This window comes from Streptomyces sp. NPDC002577, from assembly GCF_053594815.1.
The window spans coordinates 87,339-100,537 of the sequence record NZ_JBSFWK010000021.1; the positions used below are offsets into that span (position 1 = coordinate 87,339).

Consider the following 13,199-nt stretch of genomic DNA (forward strand, 5'->3'; position numbering starts at 1 on the left):
CCCGTACGCCGGGCCGTCGCCGGATGTAGACCCCTCCGCCGACGCGCTGTCGGCCGACGCGGCTTCACGGGCCGTGCAGGCTGCGCGGCCCGAAATGCCCGCGCAGCCCCCGGCCGCCGGGCCGCCCGCCGGTGTCCCGCCTCGGCCCGCGCAGGCGCCTGGAGCCCCTCCCGTTCCCGACGGGTCCGCCTTCCTCGCCTGGCTGCGGGCCCCCCGGCCCGAAGCCGCGCCCGGCATCTGGCGCTTCGGGCACCGGCCGCGGGCCGCCGAGGAGCCCGAGGCCATCCCGGCGCGGCAGCTGCTCAGCGGGGCGCTGGTCGCGTTTCTCGTGGGGTGGCTGGTCTGGTCGCTGCTGTGGAACGGGTACCTCGGCGGATGGTGGCTGCTGCCGCTCTACGCGATGATTCCGGACTCCTGGGCCGAGCCCCACTCGTTCGCCGCGGTCGTCGCCGTCTACGCGTACTACACCGTCGTCGCGCTTGTGATCATGGTGGGAGTCGGGCGGCTCGGCCGGTGGTCGGAGATCTGGCGGCGGTACGGGCTCCCCGCGTGGCGCCGGGCGGCCCCGAGGGCCGAGCCCCCGCCCCCGCCCGCGGTGGACCCCGCCCAATGGCCCCAGCTGAGGGCCGCCGGCGCCCAGGACGCCGCCGACAGGCTCGCCGCCGAAGCCCGCGCCGGGCTCATGCGCGACGTCGACCACGCGAGGATCACGCGCGCGTGGCAGGGCGTACGCACCGGGCGGCACAACCTCGCGACCTTCACCCGCGCCGTCCTCAAGGACGGAGCCGCCGCCTGTCTGCACCCCTCCGGCGAGCGCGACCTCCCCGTCCGCGCCGCCCGGCACGATCTCGCCACAGCGCAGGTGCGGATCGGCACGACCGCCGACGATCCGCGCAACCCCTACCAGTACCGCGGCACCGGACTGGCGCTCGGCCCCGAGCTGCTCGGCACCTCGCTGCTCGCCGTCGGCCCGGCCGGATCCGGCAAGACCAGCAGTGTCGTGCGGCCGCTCGCCGAGGCGCTGTGCCTGCAGGCGCTGGCGGGGCGGGCCGCCGTGGTCGTGGTCGGCGCCGCGGGCGCCGGGCTCGGGCCCGCCGACGCGTATGACGTCGTCGTCCGCATCGGCAACCCCGAATCCGTGTACGACCTCGATCTGTACGGCGGAACCCACGACCCCGACGAGGCCGCGGCGATTCTCGCCGAGGCCCTCGTCGGCGACCTCGCGGACCCGCACCCCGGCGGCGCCGGCCGGCGCCCCACCACCGTGCTCGCCCAACTGCTCGGGCCGTTCCACGCGGTCCACGGCCGCTTCCCCTCCGTACCCGAGCTGCGGCAGCTTCTGGACGGTGCGCCCGGTCCGCTCGGCGCGCTGCGCAAGGCGATCGCCGAGGCCGGGCACGAGGTGATGTTGCGCGAGCTCGACGCGCGCGAGCGGCAGCTGGGGCATCCCGGAGACCTGGGTGGGGTGCTCGCCGACCGGATCGCGCTCCTCGACCGGCCGGCCTTCGCCGGCTTCTTCGACACGTCGGGGCAGAGCCGTCCCTTCTCGCTCCGGTCGATCGACCACCCGGTGCGGGTCCGTATCGACCTTCCCGAGCGCGGGCACGCCGACGCCTCCCGGATCCTCTCCAGGCTCGTGCTCGCCCAGTTCACGGCCGGTGCCGCCGTCCGCGACGACCGGTCGCTGTTCGCCTGCCTCGTCCTCGACGACGCGACGGGCGCGGTCACTGCGGAGGCGGTACGCGGCCTGCAGCGGCTGCGATCGGCGAACGCGGGGGCTGTACTGACGCTGCGCACGCTCGACGACGTCCCGCGGCCGCTGCGCGGACCTCTGCTGGGCTCGACCGGCTGCCGTATGGCGCTGTCGGGGCTGACCCCCTGGGACGGGCAGGACTTCGCGGAGGTGTGGGGCAAGGAGTGGATCGAGGCGCGTGACGTCACCGACCGGCAGATCATCGCCGAGACACCGCTCGGCAAGACCGTGCACGTCCTGCGGCGCGTGATCACCGGCCACGCCCCGACCGCCCGCGCGGTGACCGTCCGCCAGGTGGAGCGCGAGCGCTGGTCCGCCTCCGAGCTGGCCCACAGCGTGCCGCCCGGGCACGCGGTGCTGTCCCTCACGAATGTGCGCGGCGAACACGCGCCGCCGTTGCTGGTGGATCTCAGAAGCTGAGGGCCGAGTCCGGGCCCGGCGGAGCGTGCGGAAGGGGTGTGACGTTCGGACATTCGGCTGTCACGTCCGGACATTCGGTCACATGCGCATCGTACGGTGAGGCAGAATCGGAGGTGGTCGTTCGTACGCGGCGGCCAAGGAAGCGCCTCGGTATCACCGGGGCCTCACGCCGAAGTCACTCCGACTCCACCTCGACCGACGACTGTGAAGAAGATCTGAAGACCCATGCGCCCCACGCTCGCCTCGCTCGTCCAGCACTCCGCGCTCAAGCTCACGGTGCGCGCGGGCGAGGACCATCTGGACACCCCTGTCCGGTGGGCGCACGTCAGCGAGCTGGCCGACCCCGTCCCCTACATGGAGGGCGGCGAGCTGCTGCTGATCACCGCGCTCAAGCTGGACGCGGAGGATCCCGAGGCGATGCGCCGCTATGTGAAGCGACTGGTGGGCGCCGGTGTCGTCGGGCTCGGCTTCGCCGTCGGCGTCAACTACGACGACATCCCCGACGCGCTCGTCGAGGCGGCCGAGGCGGAGGGCCTGCCGCTGCTCGAGGTGCCGCGGCGGACGCCGTTCCTCGCCATAAGCAAGGCCGTGTCGGCCGCCATCGCCGCCGATCAGTACCGGGCGGTGACCGCCGGCTTCGCCGCCCAGCGTGAACTGACCAAGCAGGCGCTGAGCGGCGGCCCGGAGGGCCTGCTCACCGCGCTCGCCGCGCAGGTCGACGGCTGGGCGGCGCTGTACGACGCGTCGGGCGCCGTCGTCGCCGCCGCGCCGGAGTGGGCCGCTCGCCGGGCCGCCCGGCTCACCCCCGACGTCGAGCGGCTGCAGCAGCGGACCGCTCCGGCGAGCGCCGTCGTGGGCGGCTCACCGGGCGACAGCGGCGAGGACCGCGTGGAGCTGCACTCGCTGGGCACCGGCCGCCGGGCACGCGCCGCGCTCGCCGTCGGCACCGCGTCGACGCTGGGTACCGCTGAGCGGTACGCCGTGCACTCGGCCGTCGCTCTGCTGACGCTCACGACAGAGCGGTCCCGTTCCCTGCACGACGCCGAGCAGCGCATCGGCGCCGCCGTGCTGCGGATGCTGCTCGCCGGACAGCCCGACCACGCCCGGGCCGTCGCCGGGGACCTGTACGGCGGGCTGCTGGACGCCCCCTTCCGCCTGATCATCGCGGAGGCGGCACCGGCCTCTGCGGCGCGCGCCCATGCCAAGGGTGCTTCTTCCGCCGGGCGGACGGAGCACGGCGAGCCCGACGGGACGTCCCCCGAGAACACGCCCCCGCGAGGGCCGGCCGGCGGGCACGCACGCGTGGCTGTCGCCGAATCGCAGGCGGGCGGCCCCGCGGGTGTGGCTGGTGCCGCCTCGTCGAAGGCGAGCGGCCACGCGTGCGTGCCGCCTGCCAAGCGGTCGGCGGCCGTGCCGCCCACGGCCGATGCGGCGGCCGGCGACCCGCGGGCAGCACTCGCCGATGTCGTCGAGGCCGCGGCGGCGCGCGCCGGTGAAGCGATTCTCCTGGTCCCCGACGGCGACCGGCTCATCCTGCTCGCCGCCGACGGAGGCGCCGCAGTGGCGGCCTGCCTTCAGCACGCCGATGCGCTGGAGCACGCGCGTGCCGTGCTGCGAGACGCCGCCGGGCGTGAGGCCACGGCCCACGAGGCTTCTGCGGGCGAGGAGCAGGAGCTGGTCGTCGGCCTGTCCGCGCCGGCCGGTCCGATCGCCGCCGCCACCGCCTACAAGCAGGCCGAACAGGCCCTGTCCGTCGCCCGCCGGCGCGGACGCTGCCTCGTCGAGCACGAGGAACTGGCGGCAGGCTCCGTACTGCCGCTGCTCGCCGACGACGCGGTACGCGCCTTCGCGGACGGGCTGCTGCGGGCCCTGCACGAACACGACGCCCGGGGCCGGGGCGACCTCGTCGCCTCGCTGCGGGCCTGGCTGTCACGCCACGGCCAGTGGGACGCGGCCGCCGCGGACCTCGGCGTCCACCGGCACACACTGCGCTACCGCATGCGCCGCGTCGAGGAGATCCTCGGCCGCTCCCTCGACGACCCGGACGTACGCATGGAGCTGTGGCTGGCGCTGAAGGCGACCGCGAGCGAATGACGACCGCCCGCCACGGCACACTGCCAAAGCGGTGTGTCCGGCGGGCCGATCACTCCGTACCGGACAAGCGACCCCGGCTGCCCCCGGCCCTACGGTGGGACACGCATCACCCGGGTCGGCGGACCATGCACCACCGGCCCCTGCACCACCCAAGACACCGACAGCGGAAGGGCCGGGACTCAAGATGCCACAGGGAAACGAGGCAGCCACCCACGCCTTCTGGCTCGCCGGCCGCCAGGCCACCGGCGACGCCACCTTCGACGTGACGTCCCCCTGGGACGGCCGGCTCGTCGGCAAGGCCGCCGTTCCGACCGACGCCCAGGTCGAGGAGGCCGTGGCCGCCGCGTACGCCGTCCGGGACGAGCTCGCCGCGATCCCCGCGCACGTACGGGCCGCCGCCCTGGACCACGTGTGCAAGCGGCTCGTCGAGCGCACCGAGGAGATCGCCCAGCTGATCTCCGCCGAGAACGGCAAGCCCATCAAGTGGGCGCGCGGTGAGGTCGGCCGTGCCGTCTCCGTCTTCCGCTTCGCCGCCGAGGAGGCCCGCCGCTTCAACGGCGGCGAGGCCCAGCGCCTCGACACCGACGCGGGCGGCGCCGGGCGCCTCGCCCTGACCCGCCGCTTCCCCAAGGGCGTCGTCCTCGGCATCGCGCCGTTCAACTTCCCGCTGAACCTGTGCGCCCACAAGGTCGCCCCCGCGATCGCCGCCGGTGCGCCGATCATCCTCAAGCCCGCGCCCGCGACCCCGCTCTCCGGCCTCGTCCTCGGCGAGCTGCTCGCCGAGACCGACCTCCCGGCGGGCTCCTGGTCCATCCTGCCGGTCCCCAACGACCGCATGCCCGCCCTCGTCCAGGACGAGCGGCTGCCGGTGATCTCCTTCACGGGTTCCGAGAAGGTCGGTTACGCGATCATGGACTCGGTGCCGCGCAAGCACTGCACCCTCGAGCTCGGCGGCAACGGCGCGGCCGTCGTCCTGGCCGACTACGCATCGGACGAGGACCTGGACTGGGCGGCGCAGCGCATCGCGACCTTCTCCAACTACCAGGGCGGCCAGTCCTGCATCTCCGTCCAGCGCGTGATCGCGGACGCCTCGCTCTACGAGCGCCTGGTGCCGCGGATCGTGGCGGCCGTCGAGGCGCAGGTCACCGGCGACCCGTCGGACGACGCCACCGAGGTCGGCCCGCTGGTCAGCGAGGACGCCGCCAAGCGTGTGGAGTCCTGGGTCGACGAGGCCGCGCAGGCCGGCGCCCAGGTGCTCACCGGCGGCAAGCGTGACGGCGCCTCTTACGCGCCCACCGTCCTCGCCGACGTCCCGGCCGACGTGACCATCTCCTGCGAGGAGGTCTTCGGGCCGGTCCTCACCGTGCACAAGGTGGACGGCGAGGCCGAGGCGTTCGCAGCCGTCAACGACTCCAAGTACGGCCTGCAGGCAGGCGTGTTCACCCACGACCTGCAGACCGCGTTCCGCGCCCACCGCGCGCTGGAGGTCGGCGGCGTGGTCATCGGCGACGTCCCGTCCTACCGCGCAGACCAGATGCCGTACGGCGGCGTCAAGCAGTCCGGTGTGGGCCGCGAGGGCGTGCGGTTCGCGATGGAGGACTACACGTACGAGCGGGTTCTGGTCCTGACGGGCATCGCCCTCTAGCCGGCCGGTCGCCGCGACGAGCGTGACGAAGGGGCCCGGCACCGAAGCATCCCACTGCCTTCGGTGCCGGGCCCCTTCTCATGTGCGCCGGCTTCTTCCGGACCCTCAACCAGAGAAGCCGACGTGCGCGAGCCGCAGCGGGCCGCGCAGCCTGATGTGCAGGTCCTGCACGCCGACCGCCGTGAACGCGGCGCCGACGGTGGCGTACGCGTAGGGGCCGCCGGTCGCCGGGACATCGATCGAGGCGAGCACCGTGCCGTCGGCCTCACCCGACTCGCCCGCCAGGGAGAGTTCGACGGTGCCCTCGCCCGCCGCTTCGACGGACACCTCGGTGACGCCGTCACCGAAGTCGCAGCGGCGGAAGACCAGTTCACCCGTCGCGTCGTCCACCGGCGTCACGGCGTCGCCCGAGGTCTTGCTGCGGTCGACGATCGTGGTGCCGCGCTGTACGTCGTAGTCGGCGGCGTCCAGGCCGTTCGCGACGACCGGACGCGGGCCCGCGGCCTCGCCGTCGATCCGGACGGTCTCGCGCAGCCGGACGTCCTCGCTGGACGCGCCCACCAGCAGCTCGTACTGCCCCGGCTCCACCCACCAGCGGCCGTGGGCGACGTCCCAGAAGCCGAGCCCGCTGACCGGGAGTTCGAAGGACAGCTCGGCCGACGCGCCGGGCGCCAGGTGGACGCGGCGGTACGCGGCCAGTTCGCGGCGCGGCCGCGGGACCGTCGGGTCGACGGCGCGGGTGTAGAGCTGGGCGACCTCGTCGGCGGGCACACCGCCGGTGTTGGTGACGGTGAAGGAGACCTGGAGCACCTCCCCGTCCCGCTGCACCGACAGGTCCCCGTACGCGAAGGACGCGTACGACAGGCCGTGGCCGAACGGGAAGAGCGGGGTGCCCTCGAAGTACAGGTACGTCTGGCGGCTGCCGATGATGTCGTAGTCGAGGAGGTCCGGCAGGTCGTCGTCCGACGCGTACCAGGTCTGCTGCAGGCGGCCTGCGGGGGAGACGTCGCCGGCCAGGACGCGGGCCAGCGCCGTGCCCGCCGCCTGGCCGCCGTGCGCGGTCCACAGCACGGCCGGCAGGTCCTCGTGGTCGACCGCGTACGGGTACGCGGAGACGAGGGTCAGGACGGTGCGCGGGTTCGCGGCGCGGGCGGCGCGCAGCAGGCGCTCCTGCTGCTCGGGCAGGCGGAGCGTGGTGCGGTCCTCGGTCTCGCGGCCGTTGATGTGCGGGTCGTTGCCCGCCGCCACGATCACGACGTCCGCCGCGGCCGCGGCACGGGCCACCACGTCCTCGCCGCGCTCGGTGACGGCCACCTCGAAGATCTCCGCATCGGATGCGTCTTCCGCGGCAACCTTCACGCCGTCGGCGGTGACAGAGACGTACCGGCCCGTTCCCAGGTGCTTCAGGAGGTGACCGTTCTCGTGGGCTTCGGACGCCTCGAGGCGGAACGTCTCCTGGACGACCCAGCCGCCGGGCTGGTCCGCGGAAGCCCGTACGAAGCCGTCGTCCGCGACCGACAGATAGCGGCCGTCGGGGGCGCGGAACGTGATGACGTCGTTGCCCCAGTCGATCAGCGCGAGGTCGGTCCCGGTGGCGTCGGCGGTCAGCGGCGGCAGGTCCGTGCGGCCCGCGAGCAGCGCCGGGTCCAGGGCGCCCTCGGCCCCGCGCACCTGGTCGTCCGCGCCTTCGGCCTCGGGCACCGTGAGGTACGTGCCGGACGAGGTCTTCAGCCGTACGCGGTCCACGCCCTCGGCGAACTCGACCTGCTCGGCGCCGAACCGCTCGTACAGGCCCTCGAGGGGAGTCGAGCGGTGGATCAGCGTGCCGCTGTACCAGTCGAGCTTGCACTCGTCGGCGAGCAGGCCCACCACGGCGATGCGGGTGTCCGCGGCCAGCGGCAGCACGCCGTCGTTCTTGAGCAGGACGATCGCCTGCTCGGCGGCCTCCTGGGCGAGCGCGCGGTGCTCCGGGGTGTCGAAGTCCTTGGTGCCGGCGTACGGGTCGAGCTCCGGGTCGAACTCGCCGAGGCTGAGGCGGACGGCCAGCTGGCGGCGTACCGCCGTGTCGATGTCGGCCTCGGAGAGCAGGCCCTGCTCCAGGGCGCCACGCACGCGTGCCACGATCTGGGAGCCGTCGGTGCCGTGGTCGGTGAAGCTGTCGACGCCCGCGATCAGCGCGGCCGCCGTCGACTCCTCGTGCGTGTCGAAGTAGTGCTCGGAGTCGACCAGGTTCGACGGCGCGCCCGCGTCCGAGCAGACCAGCAGCTCCTGGTCCGTCCAGGTCCGCAGGTGCTCGCGCAGGTACGGCGAGACGTGGTTGGGACGGCCGTTGACCAGGTTGTACGCGGGCATGACGCCGGCGACCGCGCCCGCCTCGACGGACTCGCGGAAGGCACGCAGGTCGTACTCGTGCAGCACGCGCGGACGGACCGAGGACGAGGTGACGTCGCGGCCCGTCTCGTTGTTGTGGGCCAGCCAGTGCTTGAGGACGGGGGCCGTGCGCCAGTACGCGGGGTGGTCGCCGCGCAGGCCGCGGGTGTACGCGGTCGCGATGGCCGAGGTCAGCTTCGGGTCCTCCGAGTAGCCCTCCTCGTTGCGGCCCCACAGGGGGTGGCGCAGCAGGTTCACCGTGGGGGACCAGACGTTGAGGCCGATGCGGTCGTCGCGGGCGCGCATGGCGCGGACCTCGGTCGACACCGCCTCGCCGACCCTGCGTACGAGATCGTCGTTCCAGGTCGCGCCGATCCCTACGGCCTGCGGGAACACGGTCGCCGGGCCCATCCAGGCCACGCCGTGCAGTGCCTCCTGGCCGGTGCGGAACGCGGCGACGCCGAGCCGTTCCACGGCGGGTGCGAACTGGTGCAGCATCGCGATCCGCTCGTCGAGCGTGAGCCGCGCGAGCAGATCGTCGACGCGTTCGGCGGCCGGGAGTTGCGGGTCGCGGAAGGGCAGCGGATGTGCGGTCACGTGGGAATCCCCTTGTGGTGGAGCGAGGTGTGCGCCCTGGGTGGTCGGACGATCCGGTGTGGTCGAACGAGCCTGGCGCGCTTTCGAAGCGCTTCGATGCTGTTGCCGCGGAACGGCGGGTGTCAAGACACGTCATGGCAACAACTCTTGGCTCTGAGTCTCGCATGGAGCCCCTACCCGTCCATATATAGGTCGGAGGAATCTTCGAATCGGCTCTTGTGCGCCTCGGGGTGTTCACTTAACCTCGCAGCAACATCGAAGCGCTTCGACAACGGGCCGGGCACCTCAGGTGCACAAACCGCTCCCCTGTCCGCTTCGGCTCAGCCAGTTACCACTCACGACACCGCAGCCGACCGGTGGCACGCCCCCCGGGTGTCCTGGTGCGCCATGAAGGGTTGACGCAATGACGCCGAACTCCTCCTCCGCGAGCTCCTCCCCGAGCCGGAGAAGCTTCCTCGCCTCCACGGCTGTCGCAGCGGCGGCCGTGGCCGGCGGGATGCCGCTGCTGACCGCCTGCGGCGGGTCGGACGGCGGTTCCAAGGACGGCACCACCTCGGGCAAGGACGCGAAGAAGATCCTTCCCACCTTCGTGGCGCAGAACGTCGTGACGCCCGACATCCCGTCGAAGAACGGCTCTGCGATGGGCTTCACCAGCGAGCTCTCGCTCGCCGACCTGAAGACCTCGGTGCCGAAGACGCTCGGCAAGGGCTCCACGGTCAAGATCATGTCGCCGTTCTGGGGTACGCCGCCGAAGGGCAGCAACCCCTACTACAAGGCGATGAACGAGCTGATCGGCGCCGACATCGTCTGGCAGAACCAGGACGGCAACACCTACGACGAGAAGCTCGGCGCGGTCCTCGCCTCCAGCGACATGCCGGACGTCGTGGTCATCCCCGGCTGGAACATGGGCGGCAAGATACCCAGCGCCATCATCAACAAGATGGCCGACCTCGGCCCGTACCTCTCCGGCGACAAGGTCAAGAAGTACCCGAACCTCGCGGCCATCCCGACCGACGCCTGGCAGCGCTCCATCTTCGGCGGCAAGCTGCGCGGTCTGCCGATGCCCTCGTCCTACGTCGCCAACATCGTGCCGTTCTACCGCAAGGACATCTTCGACAAGAAGGGGTACAAGCTCCCCACCTCTGCCGACGAGTTCCTGTCGCTGGCCAAGGAGATCACCAACGCCAAGGCGAAGGTGTGGGCCTGCGACGACATGAAGTGGACCGCCTTCAACGTGTTCGGTGTCCTGTCCGGCGGCGAGAAGCCGCTCGGCTGGAACCTCGTCGACGGCAAGCTGATCTACCGCGTCGAGACGGACGAGTACCTCGAGGCCCTGGAGTGGACGCGGAAGCTGTACGCAGCGGGCGTCGTCCACCCGGACGCCAAGGCGCAGAACCAGGGCGACGCGGGCCTGCGCTTCACCTCGGGCGAGGTGCTGATGTACAACAACGACATCTCGGCCTGGTGGGGCAAGAGCGCCGAGCAGGCCACCCAGAACCCGAAGTTCCGCGTCGGCGGCATGGACATCTTCGGCCACGACGGCGGTGACCCGACGCTGTGGGCCGGTTCGCCCGCCGGTATCTGGGCCTTCGTCAACAAGAAGGCGTCCGAGTCCGTGATCAAGGACGTCCTGGCCGCCGCCAACGTGACCGCCGCCCCGTACGGCACCAAGGAGTACATGCTCACCGAGTACGGGGTGGAGGGCACGCACTACACCGTCAAGAACGGCATGCCGGTCAAGACCGACAAGGGCAACCAGGAGGTCGTGAACGCCTACGTCATGCTGGCCAGCCCCGCCGCGACCATTGCGCACCCGGACTTCCCGGACATCACCAAGGACATGGTCGAGTGGCAGCAGCGGATGGGCGCCTTCACCAAGAAGTCCTCCTTCTACGGGCTGCAGATCACCGAGCCCGCCCGCTACACCAACCTCTCCAACGACTTCGAGCAGTTGGAGGACGACGTCGTCCGCGGCCGCAAGAAGATCAGCGACATGCAGCAGGCCATCGCCGACTGGAAGAGCGGCGGCGGCGACAAGCTGCGCGACTGGTACAAGAAGCTGCTCGACACCAACGGCTCGCAGGGGTGACGAGGTGTCGTCGCACAGCACCGCCCCGGGCGCCCCAGTCCGGACCGCCTCGTCCGTGGTGACGGACGGCACCGAGCCGTCCGTCGCCCGTACGGGCCGCACCGCCCGGAGGAAGAAGACCGGCTCGTCCGCGAAGAGCGGCACGTTCAGGAACCGCTTCAAGCGGGACCGCGCCCTGATCCTGATGACCCTGCCGGCCGTGCTGCTGGTCCTGGTCTTCAACTACGTACCGATCCTGGGCAACGTCGTCGCCTTCCAGGAGTACGACCCGTACGTCAGCGACAACGGCGTCATCGCCATCCTGCACAGCCCCTGGGTGGGCTTCGAGCAGTTCCAGCGGATCTTCGAGGACTCGGCGTTCTGGGACGCCGTGCAGAACACGCTGGTGCTGTTCATCCTGCAGCTGGTGCTCTTCTTCCCCGTGCCGATCCTGCTCGCGCTGCTCATCAACAGCGTGGTCAGGCCCCGCGTACGGGCCGTCTCCCAGGCGATCCTCTACCTGCCGCACTTCTTCTCGTGGGTGCTGGTCATCACCGTCTTCCAGCAGATCTTCGGCGGCGCGGGCATCATCGCGCAGACCCTGCGGCAGCACGGCTACGAGGGCTTCGACCTCATGACCAACCCGGGGATCTTCAAGTTCCTGGTGACGGCGGAGGGCGTCTGGAAGGACGCGGGCTGGGGCATCATCGTCTTCCTCGCCGCGCTTGCCTCCGTCAGCCCTGACCTGTACGAGGCCGCGGCGATGGACGGGGCGTCGCGGTGGCGCAGGATGTGGCACGTCACACTGCCCGCTCTGCGCCCGGTGATCGCCCTGCTGCTGGTGCTGCGCGTCGGCGACGCCCTCACCGTCGGCTTCGAACAGATCCTGCTGCAACGCGACGCGGTCGGCCCGGGCGCGTCGGAGGTCCTCGACACTTATGTGTGGTGGAACGGCGTCCGCAACCAGGAGTTCAGCTACGCGGCGGCCGCCGGCCTGATCAAGGGCGTGGTGAGCCTGGCGCTGGTGCTGGTGGCGAACAAGGTGGCCCATCTCATGGGCGAGCAAGGGGTGTACAAGAAGTGAGCGCCGTCACCCAAGAACGTCCGCCCGGCCGCTGGGCGGCCCCGCCGAGGCCCTCATGGGAGGGCGAGCCCAGCAAGGCCGGGCTGGCGAGCAAGGGCCTGGTTCTCGGCATCGCCTGCCTCGGTGTCCTCTTCCCGCTGTGGATCGTCATCGTCACCAGCCTCTCCACGAAGAAGACCATCACCGAGGCCGGCGGCCTGGTCCTGGTGCCGAAGGGCATCACCTTCATCGCCTACCGGGAACTTCTGGGCGGCGGTCAGGTCAGCCGCGCGGCGATCATCAGCATTCTGATCACCCTGGTCGGCACGCTGTTCTCGATGACGGTGTCCGTCCTGTGCGCGTACGGGCTGTCCCGCACGTCGTCGCTCGGGCACCGCTGGTTCCTGATGACGCTGCTCGCCACGATGTTCTTCGGCGCGGGCCTCATCCCCACGTATCTGCTGGTGCAGTCCCTGGGGCTGGCGGACACCTATCTCGCGCTGATCCTGCCGAGTGCGGTGAGCGTCTTCAACATCCTCGTGCTGCGCGGGTTCTTCATGGGCATCTCGCCGGAACTCATCGACAGCGCGCGGATGGACGGCGCCGGCGACTGGCGGATCCTGTGGAAGATCGTGCTGCCGCTCTCCCGCGCGGTCGTCGCGGTGATCACGCTCTTCTACGCCGTCGGCTACTGGAGCGCCTGGTTCAACGCGTCGATCTACCTGAGCGACCAGGACATGATGCCGCTGCAGAACGTCATGATCCAGCTCGTCCAGAAGCAGGAGCCCCCGGTGGGGATGGGCCAGGCCATCAAGACCGGCCAGCTGTCCGGACTCGCCGTCCAGATGGCGGTCATGGCGATGGCACTGCTGCCCGTCGCCGTCCTGTCGCCCTTCGTCCAGAAGCACTTCAAGAAGGGCATGCTCACCGGCGCGGTCAAGGGCTGACGCCCCGCACCGCCCCTCGTTCGCCGCCGTGTCCGGCCGGGCCTGTCACCGGCCGGACACGGCAGGCTCCAACCCCGCGCCGCGGCGGGTTCCCTATCCCCGCCACGGCGCGGCTCCCCCCACCTCCCCCCTCGCAGCCCCGCCATACGGCGGCCGGATCCCCCCGGCGGCCGCCTGTCGCGACGCTCTCGGAACTGCCTGTTCCCGACCGTCCCTCCCTGTTCTGGCCCCACCGTCCCCCG

7 protein-coding genes are annotated in these 13,199 nt (G+C 71.7%); 6 read left to right on the forward strand and 1 reads right to left on the reverse strand.

Annotated elements, in window-relative coordinates; genetic code table 11:
* Positions 1-94 precede the first annotated feature (94 nt).
* The 3 genes from ACWD4J_RS24925 to ACWD4J_RS24935 all read left to right on the forward strand — a co-directional run bounded on the left by ACWD4J_RS24925 (position 95) and on the right by ACWD4J_RS24935 (position 5,912).
* Positions 95-2,173 carry an ATP-binding protein gene (locus ACWD4J_RS24925; RefSeq protein WP_451397669.1) on the forward strand — a complete coding sequence of 693 codons (2,079 nt, stop codon included), beginning with the start codon at positions 95-97 and terminating at the stop codon, positions 2,171-2,173.
* 225 nt (positions 2,174-2,398) lie between these two features.
* On the forward strand, positions 2,399-4,267 hold the full coding sequence (locus ACWD4J_RS24930) for a PucR family transcriptional regulator (RefSeq protein WP_451397639.1): 1,869 nt from the start codon (positions 2,399-2,401) through the stop codon (positions 4,265-4,267).
* 184 nt (positions 4,268-4,451) lie between these two features.
* Positions 4,452-5,912, forward strand: a complete 1,461-nt coding sequence (locus ACWD4J_RS24935; protein ID WP_451397640.1) for an aldehyde dehydrogenase family protein — start codon at positions 4,452-4,454, stop codon at positions 5,910-5,912.
* A 105-nt stretch (positions 5,913-6,017) separates the two neighbouring features.
* On the opposite strand, the gene ACWD4J_RS24940 is transcribed toward ACWD4J_RS24935, so the two are convergent.
* Positions 6,018-8,879 carry a glycoside hydrolase family 3 C-terminal domain-containing protein gene (locus ACWD4J_RS24940; protein WP_451397641.1) on the reverse strand — a complete coding sequence of 954 codons (2,862 nt, stop codon included), beginning with the start codon at positions 8,877-8,879 and terminating at the stop codon, positions 6,018-6,020.
* A gap of 403 nt (positions 8,880-9,282) precedes the next feature.
* On the opposite strand from ACWD4J_RS24940, the gene ACWD4J_RS24945 reads away from it, so the two are divergent.
* Genes ACWD4J_RS24945 through ACWD4J_RS24955 form a run of 3 tightly spaced genes read left to right on the forward strand, consistent with a single transcriptional unit; the run spans position 9,283 to position 12,957 of the window.
* Positions 9,283-10,968 (forward strand): Tat pathway signal sequence domain protein, encoded by a 1,686-nt coding sequence (locus ACWD4J_RS24945; protein WP_451397642.1) that lies wholly within the window; start codon positions 9,283-9,285, stop codon positions 10,966-10,968.
* Between the two features lie 4 nt (positions 10,969-10,972).
* Entirely contained in the window at positions 10,973-12,031 is a 1,059-nt protein-coding gene (locus ACWD4J_RS24950; RefSeq protein WP_451397643.1) for an ABC transporter permease, read from the forward strand.
* Entirely contained in the window at positions 12,028-12,957 is a 930-nt protein-coding gene (locus ACWD4J_RS24955) for a carbohydrate ABC transporter permease (protein WP_451397644.1), read from the forward strand. Before ACWD4J_RS24950 ends, ACWD4J_RS24955 begins: the two co-directional genes overlap by 4 nt.
* Positions 12,958-13,199: the final 242 nt, after the last annotated feature.